Annotated in this window: 20 protein-coding genes; 6 read left to right on the top strand and 14 right to left on the bottom strand. The window is 70.1% G+C overall.

Annotated elements, in window-relative coordinates; translation table 11 throughout:
* Positions 1–86: 86 nt before the first annotated feature.
* From KVT44_RS18970 to KVT44_RS18955, 4 genes are all read right to left on the bottom strand, one after another.
* Positions 87–1403 (bottom strand): hypothetical protein, encoded by a 1317-nt coding sequence (locus tag KVT44_RS18970; protein ID WP_217567862.1) that lies wholly within the window; start codon positions 1401–1403, stop codon positions 87–89.
* A complete protein-coding gene (locus tag KVT44_RS18965; protein WP_217567861.1) occupies positions 1393–2034 on the bottom strand; it encodes a DUF6114 domain-containing protein in 642 nt (213 codons plus the stop codon). The genes KVT44_RS18970 and KVT44_RS18965 overlap by 11 nt, the downstream gene beginning before the upstream one ends.
* A 120-nt stretch (positions 2035–2154) precedes the next feature.
* Entirely contained in the window at positions 2155–2787 is a 633-nt protein-coding gene (locus tag KVT44_RS18960; protein WP_067369161.1) for a DUF6230 family protein, read from the bottom strand.
* Between the two features lie 658 nt (positions 2788–3445).
* Positions 3446–4411: a tetratricopeptide repeat protein gene (locus KVT44_RS18955; protein WP_217567860.1), complete on the bottom strand. Its 966-nt coding sequence runs from the start codon at positions 4409–4411 to the stop codon at positions 3446–3448.
* A gap of 279 nt (positions 4412–4690) precedes the next feature.
* On the opposite strand from KVT44_RS18955, the gene KVT44_RS18950 reads away from it, so the two are divergent.
* Positions 4691–5317 (top strand): TetR/AcrR family transcriptional regulator, encoded by a 627-nt coding sequence (locus KVT44_RS18950; protein WP_075028955.1) that lies wholly within the window; start codon positions 4691–4693, stop codon positions 5315–5317.
* A gap of 262 nt (positions 5318–5579) precedes the next feature.
* On the opposite strand, the gene KVT44_RS18945 is transcribed toward KVT44_RS18950, so the two are convergent.
* From KVT44_RS18945 to KVT44_RS18930, 4 genes are all read right to left on the bottom strand, one after another.
* On the bottom strand, positions 5580–7280 hold the full coding sequence (locus tag KVT44_RS18945; protein ID WP_217567859.1) for a methylmalonyl-CoA mutase: 1701 nt from the start codon (positions 7278–7280) through the stop codon (positions 5580–5582).
* Between the two features lie 74 nt (positions 7281–7354).
* The gene (locus tag KVT44_RS18940; protein ID WP_099920619.1) at positions 7355–7693 is read right to left on the bottom strand and encodes a DUF3817 domain-containing protein; all 339 of its coding nucleotides are present in this window, start codon (positions 7691–7693) and stop codon (positions 7355–7357) included.
* A 95-nt stretch (positions 7694–7788) separates the two neighbouring features.
* Entirely contained in the window at positions 7789–8298 is a 510-nt protein-coding gene (locus KVT44_RS18935) for a MarR family winged helix-turn-helix transcriptional regulator (protein ID WP_095852549.1), read from the bottom strand.
* An 11-nt stretch (positions 8299–8309) separates the two neighbouring features.
* Positions 8310–9623 (bottom strand): MFS transporter, encoded by a 1314-nt coding sequence (locus tag KVT44_RS18930; RefSeq protein WP_217567881.1) that lies wholly within the window; start codon positions 9621–9623, stop codon positions 8310–8312.
* Positions 9624–9714: 91 nt separating this feature from the next.
* On the opposite strand from KVT44_RS18930, the gene KVT44_RS18925 reads away from it, so the two are divergent.
* Entirely contained in the window at positions 9715–10701 is a 987-nt protein-coding gene (locus tag KVT44_RS18925; RefSeq protein WP_217567858.1) for a DUF5937 family protein, read from the top strand.
* 20 nt (positions 10702–10721) lie between these two features.
* On the opposite strand, the gene KVT44_RS18920 is transcribed toward KVT44_RS18925, so the two are convergent.
* The 5 genes from KVT44_RS18920 to KVT44_RS18900 form a co-directional block, all read right to left on the bottom strand.
* Positions 10722–11354: a TetR/AcrR family transcriptional regulator gene (locus KVT44_RS18920; RefSeq protein ID WP_217567857.1), complete on the bottom strand. Its 633-nt coding sequence runs from the start codon at positions 11352–11354 to the stop codon at positions 10722–10724.
* Positions 11351–12007 carry a DUF4166 domain-containing protein gene (locus tag KVT44_RS18915; RefSeq protein WP_217567880.1) on the bottom strand — a complete coding sequence of 219 codons (657 nt, stop codon included), beginning with the start codon at positions 12005–12007 and terminating at the stop codon, positions 11351–11353. The genes KVT44_RS18920 and KVT44_RS18915 overlap by 4 nt, the downstream gene beginning before the upstream one ends.
* A gap of 23 nt (positions 12008–12030) precedes the next feature.
* Entirely contained in the window at positions 12031–12780 is a 750-nt protein-coding gene (locus KVT44_RS18910) for a hypothetical protein (protein ID WP_217567856.1), read from the bottom strand.
* Positions 12781–12929: 149 nt separating this feature from the next.
* Positions 12930–13223 (bottom strand): MTH1187 family thiamine-binding protein, encoded by a 294-nt coding sequence (locus tag KVT44_RS18905; RefSeq protein WP_054233191.1) that lies wholly within the window; start codon positions 13221–13223, stop codon positions 12930–12932.
* Complete coding sequence (locus KVT44_RS18900) at positions 13220–13567, bottom strand: DUF3817 domain-containing protein (RefSeq protein WP_217567855.1); 348 nt, start codon at positions 13565–13567, stop codon at positions 13220–13222. Before KVT44_RS18900 ends, KVT44_RS18905 begins: the two co-directional genes overlap by 4 nt.
* Positions 13568–13780: 213 nt before the next feature.
* Between KVT44_RS18900 and KVT44_RS18895 the strand changes: the two genes are divergently transcribed.
* The 4 genes from KVT44_RS18895 (at position 13781) to KVT44_RS18880 (ending at position 16440) form a co-directional block, all read left to right on the top strand.
* Positions 13781–14413 carry an AIM24 family protein gene (locus tag KVT44_RS18895; RefSeq protein ID WP_099920624.1) on the top strand — a complete coding sequence of 211 codons (633 nt, stop codon included), beginning with the start codon at positions 13781–13783 and terminating at the stop codon, positions 14411–14413.
* Between the two features lies 1 nt (position 14414).
* Positions 14415–15065 carry an AIM24 family protein gene (locus KVT44_RS18890; RefSeq protein WP_075028947.1) on the top strand — a complete coding sequence of 217 codons (651 nt, stop codon included), beginning with the start codon at positions 14415–14417 and terminating at the stop codon, positions 15063–15065.
* Complete coding sequence (locus KVT44_RS18885) at positions 15062–15871, top strand: AIM24 family protein (RefSeq protein WP_060900268.1); 810 nt, start codon at positions 15062–15064, stop codon at positions 15869–15871. The genes KVT44_RS18890 and KVT44_RS18885 overlap by 4 nt, the downstream gene beginning before the upstream one ends.
* A 92-nt stretch (positions 15872–15963) precedes the next feature.
* On the top strand, positions 15964–16440 hold the full coding sequence (locus KVT44_RS18880; protein ID WP_054233196.1) for a MarR family winged helix-turn-helix transcriptional regulator: 477 nt from the start codon (positions 15964–15966) through the stop codon (positions 16438–16440).
* Positions 16441–16475: 35 nt separating this feature from the next.
* Here the strand turns inward: KVT44_RS18880 and KVT44_RS18875 are convergent, their stop codons facing one another.
* Positions 16476–17768 (bottom strand): MFS transporter, encoded by a 1293-nt coding sequence (locus KVT44_RS18875; protein WP_217567854.1) that lies wholly within the window; start codon positions 17766–17768, stop codon positions 16476–16478.
* Positions 17769–18251 lie beyond the last annotated feature (483 nt).

Here is an 18251-nt window from a genome sequence, read left to right as displayed (position 1 = left end):
CTGTGGCCCGGCCCTCCGCGTGAGCGGAGGAACCGGGCCACAGTCCTGTGTGCGGCTCCCGAACGGGTCTTGGTCGCGACCGGCCGTCAGCCGGTCACGTACTGGTGCAGCCCGGGGATGGTCAGCGTGCCGCCGAACTGGCCGGCCTGGACGACCTTCACCTTGGTGAAGTAGATCAGCGGTATGTTCAGCGGCGGCGGGTTGTCCGGGCTGAACGTGATCGGGATCAGGCCGAGCAGGTTGCCGGAGATGCTTTCGGTGTACATCACCGTCTTGCCGTCACGGATGGTGGACGTCGTACCGCTGCCGGCCTGCACGTGGTACGTCTTGCCGGACTGCTTGTCGTTCACCGTCTGGTGCAGGTCGCCGATGTCGGTGCCGTCGGAGATGACGTACTTCAGGACCTTCTTGACGGTGCCGTTGGCGGTCTTCACCTTCACGATGCCCTGGTAGTCCGCGCCCTTGAGGAGCAGCGAGCTGGCGTTCAGGTACCAGGGGTCGTCGGGCAGGGTCACCGGGTTGTCGACGCCGCCCTCGGCGTCGGTGGCGACCGGGCAGTCCGCCGCGTTGGTGGTGGAGCTCGCGGACGGGCTGGGCGAGGTGACCGCGTCGGTCGCGTCCTTGACCGCCTTGGTGGTGTCCTCGGCCGCCTTGGTCGCCGTGTCGGTCGTGTCCTTCACGGTGTTCTTGACCGTGTCGGCGACCTTGCCGGTGGTGTCCTTGAGCGTGTCGGACGTGGTCTTGTCGCCGGTGTCCTTGGTCGCGCTCGCCGAGGCGGACGCGGAGGCCGACGGCGTGGGGCTCGCGGTGGCGCTCGCCGTGGAGCCGCTGCCGCCGGTGAAGATGCCCGTGATCGCGTCGCCGATGGTGCCCAGCAGGTCGCCCCCGCTGCTCGCGGACGCCGACGGGGTCGCCGTCGAAGCGCTGCCACCGCCACTGCTCTGCGCCGACTTGCTCGCGGACGGCGTCGGCGTGGACCCGGCCTTGTCGTCGGAACCTGAATCCGACGAAGAGGTCTTGTCCGGCGACGAGGACGTGCTCGCCGAGGGGGTCGGATCCGGCTTGTCGGCGGACGCGGAGGCGCTCGCCGAGGAAGAGGAGGAGGTCGAAGCGGAGGGAGTCGGGCTGGCCGACGCGTCCTTGCCGTCCACGGCCTCGACGCACTTCTGGTACTCGTCGGCGGTCAGGCTCTTGGCGGGCGAGTGGTCGTCGGCCCGGGCGAGTGTCGGCGTGAACCCCATCCCCATGAGAACCGCGGTCGGCATCGCCGCGATGGCGACGGCCTTGCCCGCGGGCACGTGGAACCTGGTGAACAGCGGCTTCCTCGGGGCCGCGTGGCGCGGCCCGGTTCTCACCCGGGACTCGTCCACCTCGGTCCCGCGGGTCACCTCGTCAGCCGGCACTGTGCCTCCCGTTCGCCCCGTGAGCGGAGCTCATTCCTGACAGGTCCCTCGGCTCGCCCGACTCGTCGGCGACCGCGGGGCCCGCGCTGTCGGCACCGTGCTGGATGCCCGTGGACTCCGGGCTCTGCGGCAGGTGCGGGGTGTTCGGGGTGTTCGGGGTGTTCGGGGTGGTGTCGGGGGCGCCCGGGGCGCCGCCCTCGCTCTTGTGCGCCGGCGCGCGCTGCCCCTCGCCGGGCTCTCCAGGAACCCAGGAGACCGCCATCGCGCCGCCGGTCATGGCGAAGAGGAAGCCGATGAGGAAGCCACCGAGGTTGGACACCGGGATGGAGACCAGCGCGAGCAGGATCGCCGCGACCCCGGCGAAGGTCCGTACGTGCTTCTGGAACCAGAGACTGATGCCCAGGACCCAGAGCAGCACGCCGATGATCAGGGAGCCGGCGCCGGCGGTGGTGGACATCGCCAGCGTCAGATGGCCGATCTGAAGGTTCGCGTACGGGAAGTAGGCGATGGGGAAGCCGCCGAGCAGGATGAACAAGCCGGCCCAGAACGGGCGATCGCCCCTCCAGGTACGGAAGTTCCGCCGGAAGACTTGGAGATAGTGCTCGCTCTGCCCGGGTGACTCGGCGCTCATGGAAACGGCTCCCTGGAACGGCTTTACTGTGTGGCGTACGCGCTTGAGTAGTTCACGTACTGCGGGAAAAGGTGGGGCGGGCGGGGCAGCTGCCGGCTCCCCCGCCCGCCCCTGGAGTGCCTAGTAGCACTCCTTGACGCCCTTGGACAGCGACATCTTCAGGCCGCTGAGCTTGAACGTACCGGCGGTGGTCGCCCACGCCGTCTGCTTCACATCGGTCAGGTCGGCCGAGTCGGCCTGCTGGGCGAATCCGTACGGGTTCGCCTGGTCACCCTTGGCAATGCCCGGACCCTTGCTGGCGTCCTTGGCCGCAACACCGATGTCGATGTTGTGGAACACCGCGTCGGCCTGCAGGTCCTCGACGTCGATGTACAGGTTCTCGGCCTGGACCGGCGTGCCACCGCCGCCCGCCTTCAGGACCAGACTGACCGATCCGAGCAGCGGGATGTTCGGGGTGACCACGGACTGGCACATGTTGGTGATCGACGCGGACTTGAACGCCGAGACCGCGACGGGGTGAGCCGTCTTCTGACCGTCGAGGGTGTACCCCGAGTCGATGGCTCCGTACTGCGAGAAGCCTTCTCCGTGGAGCGAGTCCGCCGTCACCTTGAACGACTGACCCGAAACACTGAACGACGCGGCGAGAGCGCCCTGCGCGAGGGCGACACCTATCGCTGCCGTGGCGGCCACGCTGGGCACCATCACGACCGCGAACCGCTTCCATCTGGTCCCGCCACGCACCTGGGACTCCATATTTCCTCCTTCTCGGACGTACATCTCCTGGCCCTGACTGACCCATGTCGGCGGCTCAGCCGGGCAGGGATGGGAGAAGTGCTACGTCCTCGGGAAGGAGAGCGCCCGTACTCGTCGAGCGCCAACTGCGCCCGACATCACCGGCGATCACCCCCGAGCGACAACCACTGGTCGCGCCTGACACGCATCACGCACAACCTGCTGGACAGGCTCCGCCGAACGGCAGAGACCCCCCTGTCCAAGGGCCGGCGCCACTGCCGCCGCCCCTACTCGGTGGGGACCCAGAAAACCCCTTGACCCGATTGGCTGTCGGGGTAGGGGGAATGGACCGAGCGTCGCCGATCGTGGTGCATTCTGGCCGCCCGCACAAGGGGGTTCGTTACTGGCTAGTAACGGCCGGATAACCGAACAACGACCCGGCGGTATCGGTCGGCAACTCTGGGTGGCACCAAGGGTGACGCCAAAACAGTTGATCCACGGACAGAATCCGACAGATCAACGCCCCTGACTTACTCCCAGTAACAGCGGCCGCGTTTACCAAGTTTTGGTAAAGCGCGGCCACCTGCCGCTCTCTCGGCAAATCTTTCACCTGGGCATCACACGCCCCGGCGTTTAGGAACAGGTCAGCACACCGGGCGGAGCCCGGTCGGAGAGTCGATCAGAACAGCGCCCGCGCCAGCGCCCGGCGCGCCGCGATCACCCGCGGATCGTCGCCGCCCACGACCTCGAAAAGCTCCAACAGCCTCAGCCGTACGGCATCCCGGTCGTCGCCCGCCGTGCGCTGCACCGTGTCGATGAGCCGCCCGAACGCGTCTTCGACGTGCCCGCCCACCAGGTCGAGGTCCGCGGCCGCGATCTGCGCCGGTACGTCCTTGGGCTTCTCGGCGGCGTCCTTGCGCACCTGGAGCGGGTCGGCACCCTGCACGCGCTGCAGCAACTCGGCCTGCGCGAGGCCGAGCTTGGCCTCCGTGTTGCCGGGGTCGTCGCTCAGCACGTTCTTGTACGCCTGTACGGCACCGCCGAAGTCACCCGCGTCCAGGGCCTGCACAGCGGCCTCCAGGAGCGCGTCGTAGGGCCCTGCCGGCACCTCGTGCACCGCCGGGGCGCTGTCGGGGTCGACCGTCAGGCCGGTCAGGCCGAAGCGCTGCTCGGCGACCTCGACGAGCTGGTCGAGGGTCCCGCGGATCTGCGCCTCTCCGGCCGCACCCTGGAAGAGCGGCAGTGCCTGCCCCGCCACGACGGCGAACACGGCCGGGATCCCCTGGATCCCGAACTGCTGCATCAACATCTGGTTGGCGTCGACGTCGATCTTGGCAAGGACGAATCGTCCGTTGTACTCGACGGCCAGCCGTTCGAGTACCGGGCTCAACTGCTTGCAGGGCTCGCACCACTCGGCCCAGAAGTCGATGACGACCGGGACCTCGGTGGACCGCTGAAGGACATCGCGCTCGAATCCCGCCTCGTCGACATCGATGACGAGGCCGGCGGGAGACACGGCCCCGCCTCCGCCGCCCTGCCTGGCCGCTTCGGCGCGCGCCTGCTCCGCCTTCGCCTTGGCCTCCTGGGCCGCCTTCACCGCGGCGAGGTCGACGACTCCGCTCATGGACATGTTCCGTGGCTGCATGAGTACATCCTCCCCCTTCCTCGCGCACGTGTGAAAAGCGCTGTGAAAGCCGGGCCGCTTTACGACGCGACCCGACTCGATCCGTGCTGTCGGGCGCCGGGTCCCCACCTGGCGTCCATGGTTGTCGCCCGTTCACGAGTCACTGTGTACGAGCTTTCGCTACGACTCGTAGCGTAACTGTCCCGCGGCCCCCCTGTCCGCCATACCCCGGTGATCTCCCTCACGACTTCACACAACCGCCTGATTTGGGCCGGCCGGGGCGGCGGATAAGGTCCTGACATGCAGAGTCGCGCCACCACCCCCCGCACGGGACGCCCGCGCAGCGCTGCCGCGGACGCCGCGATCCTGCAGGCGACGCGGGCGGCGCTGGTCGAACTGGGCTGGTCCAAGCTGACGTTGGGGGACGTGGCGACGCGGGCCGGGGTCGCCAAGACGACCCTCTATCGTCGCTGGGCGGGCAAGAACGAGCTCGTGGTCGACGCGGTGGCCGTCCTCTTCGACGAACTGGAACTCCCCGACCGCGGGAGCCTCGCCGCCGACATCGAGGGCGTGGTGCTTCAGTTCGCGGCGCTCCTGAACCGGCCCGAGACCGCGACGGCCCTGATGGCGGTGGTGGCCGAGTCGACCCGTGACGAGCCGCTGCGCGAACGCATCCGCACGTCCATCGTCGACCGCCAGAAGCGGCTTGTCGTGGAGGGGCGGGCCCGGGCCACCGCGCGCGGCGAACTCCCTCCGGAGTCCGACCCCGAGGTCGCCGCGCGTACGGCGGACCTCATCTTCGACGTGGTCGCGGGGGCGGTGGTGCATCGCACACTGGTCAGCGCGGAGCCCGCGGACGAGGAGTGGGTCCGCGCGTTCACCCAGGTCCTCCTGTTGGGCCTGACAGGCACGCCTCCCGCCCCCTGAACAGCCTCGCCCTCAAACGGTGGGCGAGTCGGGGTAGGTGGGGCGCGGTGAGTGGCCTCGCCATCGAACACCGGCCGACCCGAGGCGTTCAGGGGCGCGGGGAACTGCGCGCCCAACCCCCACGCACCCGCGGTCGAAGAAGGACGCTCGAGGGATCGGGGGCGCAGCCCCGGCTCGAGGGGCGCGGGGAACTGCGCGACCAGCCCCCACGCACCCGCAGAGAACGATGGACGCTCGGGGTCCGGGGCGGAGCCCCGGCGGGTCAGAAGCCCGCCGGTTCCGTGTACACGCCCCACTCGTCCCGGAGCACGTCACAGATCTCGCCGAGCGTAGCCTCGGCCCGCACCGCCTCCAGCATGGGCACGATCATGTTCGACCCGTCCCGCGCGGCGGCGAGCAGCGCGTCCAGCGAGGCCCGTACGCGCGCGTCGTCGCGCCCACCCCGCCGCACCCCCAACTCCCGTACCTGCTCCCGCTCCACCTCGTGACTGACCCGCAGGATCTCCAGATCCCCGGTCACGGACCCGTGATGGACGTTCACGCCCACCACCCGCTTGTCACCCTTCTCCAACGCCCGCTGGTACTGGAACGCCGACTCGGCGATCTCCCCGGTGAACCAGCCGTCCTCGATGCCCCGAAGGATGCCGGAGGTGATGGGACCGATCGGGTGCTGCCCGTCGGGATGCGCCCGCAGCCCCCGCTCCTTGATCTGCTCGAAGATCTTCTCCGCGTCGGCCTCGATCCGGTCGGTCAGCTGCTCGACGTACCAGGAACCGCCCAGCGGGTCGGCGACGTTGGCGACGCCTGTCTCCTCCATCAGCACCTGCTGCGTCCGCAGGGCGATCTCGGCGGCCTGCTCGGACGGCAGCGCGAGCGTCTCGTCCAGCGCGTTGGTGTGGAGGGAGTTCGTGCCGCCCAGAACGGCCGCGAGCGCCTCCACCGCCGTACGGACGACGTTGTTGTACGGCTGCTGCGCCGTCAGCGAGACACCCGCGGTCTGTGTGTGGAAGCGCAGCCACTGCGCCTTGTCCGACTTCGCCCCGTACACGTCCCGCATCCATCGCGCCCAGATCCGCCGCGCCGCCCGGAACTTGGCGATCTCCTCGAAGAAGTCGAGGTGCGCGTCGAAGAAGAAGGAGAGGCCGGGGGCGAAGACGTCCACGTCGAGGCCGCGCGAGAGCCCCAGCTCGACGTAGCCGAACCCGTCCGCCAGCGTGTACGCCAGCTCCTGCGCGGCCGTGGAGCCGGCCTCCCGGATGTGGTACCCGGAGACGGACAGCGGCTTGTACGCGGGGATCTTCGCGGCGCAGTGCTCCATCAGGTCGCCGATGAGGCGCAGGTGCGGCTCGGGCTGGAAGAGCCACTCCTTCTGGGCGATGTACTCCTTGAAGATGTCGGTCTGGAGGGTGCCGTTCAGGACCGACGGGTCGATCCCTTGCCGTTCCGCCGCGACCAGGTACATGCAGAAAACGGGTACGGCCGGACCGCTGATCGTCATCGACGTCGTGACGTCACCCAGCGGGATGTCCTTGAACAGGACCTCCATGTCGGCCGCCGAGTCGATCGCGACCCCACAGTGCCCGACCTCGCCGAGGGAGCGCGGATCGTCGGAGTCTCGCCCCATGAGCGTCGGCATGTCGAAGGCGACCGACAGTCCACCGCCGCCCGCGGCGAGGATCATCTTGTAGCGCTCGTTCGTCTGCTCCGCGTTCCCGAACCCGGCGAACTGGCGGATCGTCCACGTACGCCCTCGGTAGCCGGTCGGGTACAGGCCGCGGGTGAAGGGGTACTCGCCGGGCCAGCCGATCCGCTCGAAGCCGTCGTACCTGTCCCCCGGCCGTGGCCCGTACACCGGCTCCACCGGATCACCGGAGAGCGTGGTGAAGTCGGCCTCACGCTTGCGCGAGGTGTCGTACCGGGCCTGCCAGCGGCGGCGGCCCTCTTCGATGGCGTCAGCGTCCATGCTTCGAATTTACTAGGACGTCCTAGTAAATGTCGATGGGGAACCGCCACGGACCACTCCCGTGGCGGTAAGGGTTACGCCTTGGCGACCACGGGAGAGTCCTCCGCGATCTTCGACTCCAGCTCCTGGGTGATCTTCCGCTCCACGAAGAACGCGGCCGTCGGAATGGTGCCCGCGAGCAGCACCCACAACTGCTTGCCGACCGGCCACTTCGCCTTGGAGCCCAGGTCGAAGGCGAAGACCAGGTAGACGACGTAGAGCCAGCCGTGCGCGATGGCGACGACGCGGGTGAAGTCCACGGCACCGTTCATGTCGAGCACGTACTTGGCGATCACACCGAGGGTCAGCAGGACCAGCAGCACACCGGTGACGTAGGCCATCACGCGGTAGCGGGTCAGCACGCTCTTCTTCATGGGGATGAGCGTAACGACCCCTTTTGCGCGATCTACGAGCACCCCCGCCCCGGCGCGCCTCTGTACCCCTGCTCGTCTCTTTCTCTGTTCCTCGTCTATTCCTCGTCGAAGTCGCTCGCGGCGATGCGCAGGGGCCGCAGCATCGCGAAGATCTCCGCGCACTCCTCGGAGTCGTAGGCCCCGAGCCCGAAGTCCATCGCCATCAGGTCGCGGGTCGCCGCGTCGCAGACCTCGCGGCCCTTCTCGGTGATGGAGGCGAGCGTGCCGCGCCCGTCGTTGGGGTTGGGCCGCTTGTCGACCAGCCCGGACTTCACCAGCCGGTCCACGGTGTTCGTGACGGAGGTCGGGTGCACCATGAGGCGCTCGCCGATCTTGGACATCGGGAGCTCGCCGGCCTTGGAGAAGGTGAGCAGGACCAGTGCCTCGTAGCGCGCGAAGGTGAGTCCGTACGGCTTGACGACCGCGTCGACCTCGGCGAGCAGGATCTGGTGCGCGCGCATGATCGAGGTGATCGCGGCCATGGACGGCACGGATCCCCAGCGCTGCTTCCAGAGTTCGTCGGCGCGGGCGATGGGATCGAAGGCAAGACTGAGCGGCTTCGGCACGGCATAAGACCTTACCCGCCGGTCATATGCTGGTCAGCCCCGTCTCGCCTTTCGGTCCCGGGCCCCTCCACGACGGGGGTCGCGGCCCCTTCCGTACGCCGCGCCTCCACCGCCAGCAGTACGCAGCAGACGGTGCCGAGCACCCCCGCCCCCGCGACGGTCGCCCGCACTCCGGCGAACTCCGCCGCCACCCCCGACAGCGCCATTCCCACCCCCTGGACGGTCATCAGACCGGCGGTGTTCAAAGTCATCGCCCGCCCGCGCAGCTCCTCGGGCACGGCCCGCACGAACCACTGGTCCAGGCCGAGCGAGTACGCGGACCCGGTGCCCGCGAGCAGCAGCAGGGCCAGCGACCAGCCGAGGTCCGGCCGCAGGACGTAGCCGACGTACGGCAGCAGGGTGACGCAGACGAGCGGGAGGGCGAGCCGGGTGCGGGCCGCGGGCCACAGCCTCGAACCCGCGTACAGCTCCCCCGCGATCGTGCCGACCGGCAGGGCGCACATCAGCAGGCCGAGCCCGGCCGATCCGGCGCCGAGCCCGTCGGCGTAGGGCGCGGCCAGCGCCTCCGGCGCGACGGCGAACATCGGCGGCACCCAGAACAGCAGGAGCAGGGCCCGTACACGCCGGTCGGCGAGGATCCGGCGGGTTCCGTGGAGCGAGTCCCGCACCAGCGCGCCTTCGTGACGGGCCCGCGCGGGCCGTCGCCGGGTGCCGAAGCGCAGCAGCGCGGCGGAGGTCAGGAAGGTGCACACCGTGATGAGCAGCGCGCCGCGCGGGGACACGACGGTGAGCAGCACGCCGCCGAGCCCGAACCCGGCGAGCAGCGCGCCCTGCGAGACGATCCGCAGCAGCGAGCGGCCCAGTACGAACAGGTCGCCGTCGCCGAGGACGTCGGTCAGCGTCGCCGTCCGCGCCCCCTGGAAGAGCGGTGAGACGACGGCGAGCGCGCAGCGCATGGCCAGCAGTATGGCGATGGGCGCGCCCGGCACCACCATGACGGCCACGCAGCCCGCGCACACCAGGTCGCACACCACGAGGACCCGGCGGGCCGGGAAGCGGTCCGCGGCGCCGGCGAGGAGGGTGCCGCCGACGAGGTACGGGAGGAAGCCGAGCGCGAACGTCAGGGCGCTCATCAGGGGCGAGCCCGTCAGGTCGTAGACCAGGACGGACAGGGCGAGCTCGCTGACCACGAGCCCGAGCAGCGAGAACGCGTGGGCCGCGAAGACGGCGCGGAACTCCCGTACGGCGAAGACTCGGCCGTAGCCCGTGACTTCGGGCGCGTTCGGTGGGGTGGGCGGCGTCGTTGTGGCCTTCGTCTCCGCCATCTCTGCTTCCGGCATGGGCAACAGCGTGCTCACCCGTCGGGCCGGCCCATAGAGTTTCGGCTCCAGCCGAATCTTCAGGGGGTGCCTTTCCTTGCCTTCCCTTCTGCACTTCGGGGAGGACGACCTCCTCAACTGCCGTTTCGCGGTGTCGCCCCTGTGGGAGACGCAGGAGGCGGTCCGCACGCTCAACCGTCCCGCGCGGCACGGCTACCACGCGCACTGGCTGCGCCGTATCCGCGCGGCCGCCGCCGGACTCGACCTCGCACCGCTGTGGCTGCTGATGCCGCAGCGCGGCTACTGCCCCGACTGGCTCTGCCCGCCTCCGATCGGTCCTGCGGCCACCTTCGAGGAGGAGATCGCGGCGGTCCGCGCGGCCGACCCCGAGGCGGCCCGCGAGGAGACCGCGAGGTCACTCGCGGACACTCCCGGCGCCCTCGAGTCGTCCCGAGGCAGGTCGCTGTTGAAGGACCCGATGCGCATGGTCCAGGAGCTGGCCGACCTCATGGAGACGGCCTGGCACGCACTCGTCGAGCCGGACTGGCCGCGGCTGCGCGCCCTGCTGGAGGCGGACATCGCGTTCCACTCGCGGCGGCTCGCGGAGGTCGGTCTGGGCGGGCTGCTGCCGGAGATCGACCGTCGGTTCGGCTGGCGCTCCCACACGCTGACCATCGAGTGGAAGGGCCGGCACGAGCGGGACCTCGCGGGCCAGGGCCTGATTCTGGTGCCGAGCGTCTTCATCTGGCCGGAGGTGGTCAGTTCCTTCGATCCGCCCTGGCAGCCCACGCTCGCCTACCCCGCCCGCGGCATCGGCGGTCTGTGGGCCGAACCGACGGACCACACCCCCGACGCCCTCGTGCGACTCCTGGGACGGGGCAGGGCCACCGTCCTCACGGCCCTGGACGAACCCACCACCACCACGGCCCTCGCCCACCGCCTCCGCCTCGCCCCGTCGTCCGTCTCCGCCCACCTCACGGTCCTGCGCGCCGGAGGCCTGCTCACCTCACGCCGCTACGGCCACCAGGTCCTGTACGAACGCACCCCCCTGGGGATGGCACTGGCGTCGGGTCCGGAGCAATAGCCCGCCCCGCGTCGCCCCGGTCAGCCGCGCGTGGTGCGGCGCAGGTGGTGGCGGATGGCTCGTTGGGCGACCGGGCCGAGGGTGTCGAGGGCGGCGACCAGGGCGGCCAGTTGTTCCAGGGCGTCGAGGGCGGCCCGGGAACCCTCGGGGTCGACCCCCTCGTACAGCTCGATGCCGACGAAGGACGCGGCGACGGCACGCGCCAGCCCGGCCGGATCGGTGAACTCGCCGAGCGGGGTCGGCGCGAGGACCCGGACCAGGACCCGCTCGATCTCGGTGATCCACAGATCAAGTCCCGCCGAGGTCGCGGGCGCCAGACGCGCGTCCGTCTGCGCCCCGGCGAGGAGCTGCCCCAGGACGGCGACATGCCCCTCGGCCCGCTCCACCTCGTGCATCTCCCGCCCGAACGCGAGGAGTTCCGCCAGCGACCCGACCTCGGCGAGCCGTTCCCGGTAGTTCGCGACCCGCTGCTCCGCCCCGTGGCGGACCGCGGCCGACAGCAACTCGTCCACGGATCCGAAGTGGTAGAAGACGAGGGCCTGGTTGACCCCGGCGGTCGCCGCGATCGTACGGGCCGAGGCCTTCGCGATCCCCTGCTCGGTGAGCGTCCGCAGGGCGCCCTCCAGCAGTTTCGCCCGGGTCGCCTCGCTCACGCGCGCGCCTCCTCGCGGACGGGCCGCAGCCCGGGCCGCACCCCGCGGGTACGGACGTCGGTGTACGTCGCCCGGAAGCTGCCCTCGTAACCGAAGAGCGGGCCGAAGTGGCGGTTCACGACCCGGACCCGGATGTGGAAGCGGCCCGTGGAGTCGTCGAAGGACTCGCGCACCTCGGCGTCGGCGCCGATGAGTTCGGGGACGCGGACGTCCACCGGGCCCTCCCGGAAGCGGTGTTCGCCGGAGCGGATCAGCAGGGAACCGTCGGGCTCGGCGCGCAGGTGCAGGTCGCTGGCGAGGTGCTGATGCGTACCGAGGTAGTCGAGGACGCGGTCGCCCTTGGGGCTCAGCACCATCTGGGCGTCGAAGCGGCGGGAGCGGCCGGGCAGGTCGAAGGTGCGCACGAAGCTCACCGTCTCACGGCCGAAGGTGTCGGCGTAGGGCACATTCTCGATCATGAAGGGGACGTTTTGGCCCGCACACGGGACGAGGATGTTGCGGGTGCCGCCGAGGACCAGGAACGGCTTCACGAAGCCCCTCCCGTGCCAGACGCGGTCCATGACGCCGTGGCCGGTGCACGCCTCGCCGCCGGCCAGGCCCACGGAGAAGCGTCGCCTCAGCTCGGGGTGGAGGCGGTCGAAGTCGGCACCCATCGCGGTGCGGAAGATGGAGGGGGTCACCGCTGCTCCAGGGTGGCGAGGACGCGGGGGGCGCGGACCCGCGCGATCGGGGTGCGCAGGCAGCGGCGCGCGGCCGGGGTGCCGGGCAGCGGGGGCACGAGGAGCGCCAGGAGGACGGCGACGACGGCCAGTACGGGGGTCGAGTAGAAGGCGAGCGGCGCCAGCGGGCCCGCCGCGTCCACGAGCGCGCCGTACACCGTGCCCGAGCAGGCGGCCAGAAGGACGAAGCCGCGCACGGCGCACTCGGCGAGCCAGTGGCGCAGCGCCCGCTCCGGGGTGATGCCCCGCTCCAGCCAGATCCGCAGCCGGTCGAAGGACCAGGCCGTGGCCCAGCCGATGAGGGGGCGGAAGAGGAGCCGGTCGGCCACGGCTCCGAAGCGGCCCCAGCGCGGGCGGTAGTCGTACCCGGTGAGGAAGCGGACGCCGTCGGCGTCGGGGACGTAGCGCCAGTAGCCGCTGCCCTCGGCGAGGAGGGAGAGCGGGTGCGGGGAGGCGAAGCGCAGGGCGGAGGTGCGGGTGCCGTCGGGGCGCTCCTTCTCCCCGGCGCAGGCGCCCGTCCCGGCGACGGTCAGGAAGGGCAGCACCCGGGTGGCGTACCGGAAGCGCTGCGGCTCGCCCTCGATGGGCGGGAGGTAGTCGATGGAGGTGAACCTCAGGTCCCAGCGCTGGTGCTGCGCGGGGTCCTGCGTCCGTGCCCACAGGTCGTCGAGATCGCCTCGTACATGTGCCTCTACGTAGAGCCCCATTTACCGAACCCCCAGATCAGTGACCACTTTTGAGCGATCGCTCAATCGATCGTGCCTGAGATTACCGGGGTTTGAGCGATCGCTCAAACAGTCGGGCGCGAAATACCCCGGCCCACTGGACCGGGGTTTCGGGTCTTCCCGCCGGAGGCCTACGCGGACAGGTGCCGCTCCACCGTCTCCACCTTGGAGGTCAGACCGTCCGTCACACCGGGGCGGATGTCCGCCTTCAGGACGACGGAGACGCGCGGCGCCCGTGCCTCGACGGCGGCGACGGCGCGCTTGACCACGTCCATCACCTCGTCCCACTCCCCCTCGACGGAGGTGAACATGGCGTCGGTGCGGTTCGGCAGCCCCGATTCACGCACGACCCGGACGGCGTCGGCGACGTACTCCCCCACGTCCTCGCCGACACCCAGGGGCGTCACGGAGAAAGCGACGATCATGAGGACTCCACGACTCCCTCGCGGCGGGCACGGGAGGCGATGACCGCGTCCTCACTCTCGCGCCGCAGCTTGCGCTCGGCGAAGAAGCCGCCGGTGGGCAGCACGGAGAGGACGAAGTAGAGGGCCGCCGTCTTCTTGCCCCACTTGGTGCGGTTCCAGGCGTCCGCCCAGAAGATCACGTACAGGATGAAGAGGATCCCGTGGATGGAGCCCATGACGGGCACCCCGTTGAAGTCCGTGGTCCGCTTCAGCACCGAGCAGAGGAGCAGCAGCAGGAAGGAGACGGCCTCAGGGGCCGAGACCAGGCGGAGGCGGCGGAGGGCGGTGGCGGTCTTTATGTCCACGGGTCACCTTCGGTGGGAGATTCGCTTTCGGCGGGGAGCCGCTTTGTGAACGTAAGCACAAGCGTCCCCATTGTGGCACCCGAGCCGGGGCACCCCCGCCCCGGGGTGCGGGGCGGGGATGTCCGCTTGGCCCCTAAGGGTCCGCTCAGGGGTGAGATCCACCCGTGGGCCCTGTCCGCGTTCGCGCCCTGCCGCTACCTTCACCACGTGGCGATGTTCCGACTTCAAGGCAGCAAGGTGCTGGCCGTCGACATGACCGGGGACGCCGTGAAGGCGAAGAACGGCTCGATGGTCGCGTACGACGGTCAGATGGCGTTCAAGAAGCTGAGCGGTGGTGGGGAGGGGATCCGCGGGATGGTGACCCGGCGCATCACCGGTGAGCAGATGACGGTGATGGAGGTGAAGGGGCAAGGGACCTGCTGGTTCGCGGACCGGGCCTCCGAGATCAACCTGGTGAACCTCCAGGGGGACAAGCTGTACGTCGAGTCGAGCAACCTGCTCGCGACCGACGCGGGCCTGCGGACGGGCACGTCCTTCACGGGCCTCAGAGGCGCCTCCCAGGGCAACGGGCTGTTCACGACCACCGTCGAGGGCCACGGCCAGGCGGCGATCACGTCCGACGGCCCGGCGGTGGTGCTGCGTGTCAGCTCCCAGTACCCGCTGACGGTCGACCCGGGGGCGTACATCGCGCACCAGGGCAATGTCCGGCAGTCCTTCCAGGCCGGCGTGACCTTCCGCACGTTCATGGGCGAGGGCGGCGGCGAGGCCTTCCAGATCCGCTTCGAGGGCGACGGACTGGTCTACGTTCAGCCCAGTGAGCGCAACACGATCGCGGGGGACCTGTGACATGCCGTTCCGCGAAGTGAACTCCAAGATGATCGAGGCGACGGTCCTGCCCGGCCAGCGCCTGTTCAGTCAGCGCGGCGCGATGCTCGCCTACAAGGGCGAGGTCTCCTTCACACCCAACGTCCAGGGCGGCCAGGGCGGGATCATGTCGATGATCGGCCGCCGGGTCGCCAATGAGGCCACCCCGCTGATGACCGTCGAGGGCAGCGGCACGGTCTTCTTCGGGCACGGCGGCCATCACATCCAGGTGATCAACCTCTCGGGCGACACCCTGTACGTCGAGGCGGACCGGCTGCTGGCCTTCGACGGCACCCTCCAGCAGGGCACGATGTTCCTCGGCTCGCAGGGCGGGGTCATGGGCATGGTCCGCGGCCAGGTGACGGGCCAGGGGCTCTTCACGACCACTCTCAAGGGGCACGGTGCGGTGGCCGTGATGGCCCACGGGGGCGTGATCGAAGTTCCCATCTCCCCCCAGCGCCCCGTCCATGTCGACCCCCAGGCGTACGTGGCGCACCACGGTGACGTACGCAACAAGCTGTCCACGGCGCTCGGCTGGCGCGACATGGTGGGCCGCGGCTCGGGCGAGGCGTTCCAGCTGGAGCTGAGCGGCAGTGGTGCGGTGTACGTCCAGGCCTCGGAGGAGAAGCTGTGAGCGCGTACGGGACCCCGGGTGGCCCGGTGATCTACGACCCGATGACCCTGCCGGTCGACGACAACGTCAACAAGTACACCTTCTGCGTGGAGCTCAAGGGGAGCCAGTGGTTCCTGCAGAAGGGCAAGATGATCGCCTACTACGGGTCGATGGATTTCAACGGCATCGGGCACGGCCGACTGGACCGTCTCGTGCGCACATCTTTCCATTCGCCTCTGCACGCGAGCGACTGGGTGGTGGCGGAGGGCTCGGGCAAGATGCTCCTCGCCGACCGGGCCTTCGACGTGAATTCGTATGACTTGGACGAGGGCAACCTGACCATTCGCTCTGGCAACCTGCTCGCTTTTCAGCCAAGTCTCGCGCTCAAGCAATCGATCGTGCCGGGCTTTTTGACGCTGATCGGAACCGGCAAGTTCGTGGCGGCCTCTAACGGTCCGGTGGTGTTCATGGAGCCTCCCATCCGGGTGGATCCGCAAGCGCTTGTCGGCTGGGCCGACTGCCCGTCCCCGTGCCATCACTACGACCACGGGTACATGACAGGCCTCATGGGCGGTCTACGTGCACTGACAGGCCTCGGCGGGGCCTCTGGAGAGGAGCACCAGTTCGAGTTCGTAGGGGCCGGCACGGTCCTGCTGCAGTCCACGGAGGTCCTCATGGCCGAGCAGGCCACGGGGGCCGTTCCGCATGAGCCGGGCGTGCCCGGCGGTGGCGGGGTACCCGGTCACCAGGGGCAGCACGGTCAGCAAGCCGGCACACCGCGTCTTCCCGGACAGCTCGGGGACCTCCAGCGTCGCTTCGGTCTGTGAGCGGTAGTCTGCGGAGTGTGACGTCGAACGCGTGCGCGTAGTCACACCACCCTCACTAGTTCGCCTTTCAACATTTTAGGTAGACTTCATTCATGGAGACCGAGACGGCCACGCGCTGGCTGACCGATGCGGAGCAGTGCGCCTGGCGCACCCACCTGGAGGTCAACAGGCTGTTGACGTACCAGCTCGAAAGGGATCTGCAGCCGTTCGGGCTGACGATGAACGACTACGAGATCCTGGTGAACCTCTCCGAGTCGGAGGGTTTCCGGCTGCGGATGAGCGACCTCGCGGCCGCCACCCTTCAGTCCAAGAGCCGGCTCTCGCACCAGATCACCCGCATGGAGAACGCGGACCTGGTCCGGCGCGAGAACTGCGAGTCCGACCGCCGGGGACTGTTCGCCGTCCTCACCGAGCACGGCATGGAGACGATGAAGAAGGTCGCCCCGCACCACGTGGCGTCCGTGCGCAGGCACTTCATGGATCTGCTGTCCCCGGAGGCCCTGGAGGAGCTGCACAAGTCGTTGCGGCCGATCGCGGAGCATTTGCGGGGGCAGCGGGGTAAGCCGTAACGCTCCGCTCAGTGCGTGAGAGGCGGTGAGCCGTCCTACCCGTGATGGCTGCTGCGCTGCGCCTGCGGGCCGCTGTGCGACTGCGGGCCGTCCGGGGCTGGTCGCGCAGTTCCCCGCGCCCCTCTGGGGCGCGGGGACGCCTGGCGCACGGAGAGGAGTCCCGCCGCCACCGCCACCGTCCCCGACAGGGCAAAGCAGAGGCCCAGGGGTAGGTGGCCCACCAGAAGGCCTGCTCCCGCGGTGCCGCTCGCGCTTCCGGCGTTCACCGCGGTGTTGACCCAGGCTCCGGCCTGGGTACGGCGGCCCGGCGGGGCCGCCTCGTCGGCGATCAGGTACGACGTCGTGAGGGCCGGGGCGACGAAGAATCCGGCGCAGGCCACGGCGACGGTCAGGCTACCGAGGCCGGGAGCGAGGCCCGCGGCCGACAGGGCGAGGCCCAGGCCGCCCGCCAGCAGCGGCAGCCGCGCCCGTGCGGGCGTACGCCAGTCGACGGCGCCGTTCAGAAGGCCGCCCAGGGCACTGCCCAGCGACAGGGCGGCGAGTACCCAGGCCACCACGTCGTTCCCGTGATGGTGCCGTGTGGCGTAGGCCATCACCAGAAGTTCGACGGCTCCCACGGACAGGCCGACGCCCGCCGCGACGAGGACGGGCTGCAGGAGCGCGCGTCCGTCGCGGAAACGGCGCCCTGAGCGGGCGACGGGCTTCGTGACGGCCGGACGTACGCCCGCCACGGCGGGCGACAGGACGAAGGCGAGGGTTCCGGTCCACACCAGCAGGGCGCAGAGCGCCAGCGCGGCGGCCGGGGGTGCGAACTGGACGACCGCGCCCACCAGCAGCGGACCCGAGACGAAGAGGATCTCCTCGGCGATCCCGTCCAGGCTGTACGCCCGCTGCAGGACCCGGTTGTCCTCGATGACCTCGCCCCACAGGGCGCGCACCGTGGGGCCGAGGGGCGGCGTGCAGGCGCCCGCGGTGGCGGCGAGGGCGCCGAGGGCGGGTGCGGGTGTTCCGGGCCGCCAGGCCGCTGTCGCGAGGGTCGCGAGCAGGGTGGCGTAGAGCGAGGCCATCGGGATGAGGGCGCGGCGGGGGCCGTGGCGGTCGATCAGGGCCGCCCTGACGGGTGACAGGAGCACGCTTGTCGCGCCGAACAGTGCCATGACCGTGCCGGCGGCGGCGTACGAGCCGGTGGCCTCGGTCACGCTGAGCATCACGGCCAGCGAGACCATGCCGTAGGAGAGTCTGCCGATGAGGGCGGCGGTGAAGGTGTGGCGGGTGTGGGGAATGCGGAAGAACGCGGCGTACGAGGGCCGCGGCGTGGGCGCAGACATGTTGGGGTTCCTCGACCGGGAGGCGGAAAGGGGTCGCCTGAGTGCCGCGACGGCGCACCCACCGGTGTCCGTCGCGGGCCTGGGCGGGCCCTATGCCAAGAGGAGGAACATGCGCCTTAACGTAACAGCGGGCGCCGAGAGTTGACAGGTACCCGTGTCTCCGCCCCCGGACCCCCGCATCGGCCTGGACGGCCTCGTCCTCAAACGCCGGACAGGCTGAAAGACGCGCGCCGGCGCCCTTAAGGGGCGCGGGGAACTGCGCGACCAGCCCCCACCGTCCCGCAGTCAAACGAAAACGGGCAGGCGGGGACTCGGGGCGCAGCCCCGACCAAGGGGCGCGAGGAACTGCGCGAGCAACCCCCAGCCGCCCGCAGCCAAAGAACTTCCAGCAGACGGGGGATCCGGGGCGCAGCCCCGACCAACGGGCGCGAGGAACTGCGCGACCAGCCCCCAGCCGCCCGCGGGCGAAGAACCCGCCCGGGG

Origin of the sequence: Streptomyces sp. GbtcB7, from assembly GCF_019091445.1 — a bacterium.
Classification (GTDB): domain Bacteria; phylum Actinomycetota; class Actinomycetes; order Streptomycetales; family Streptomycetaceae; genus Streptomyces; species Streptomyces mirabilis.
The sequence above is the reverse complement of the archived record's forward strand: the minus strand, read 5'-3'. Positions and strand labels throughout refer to the sequence as shown.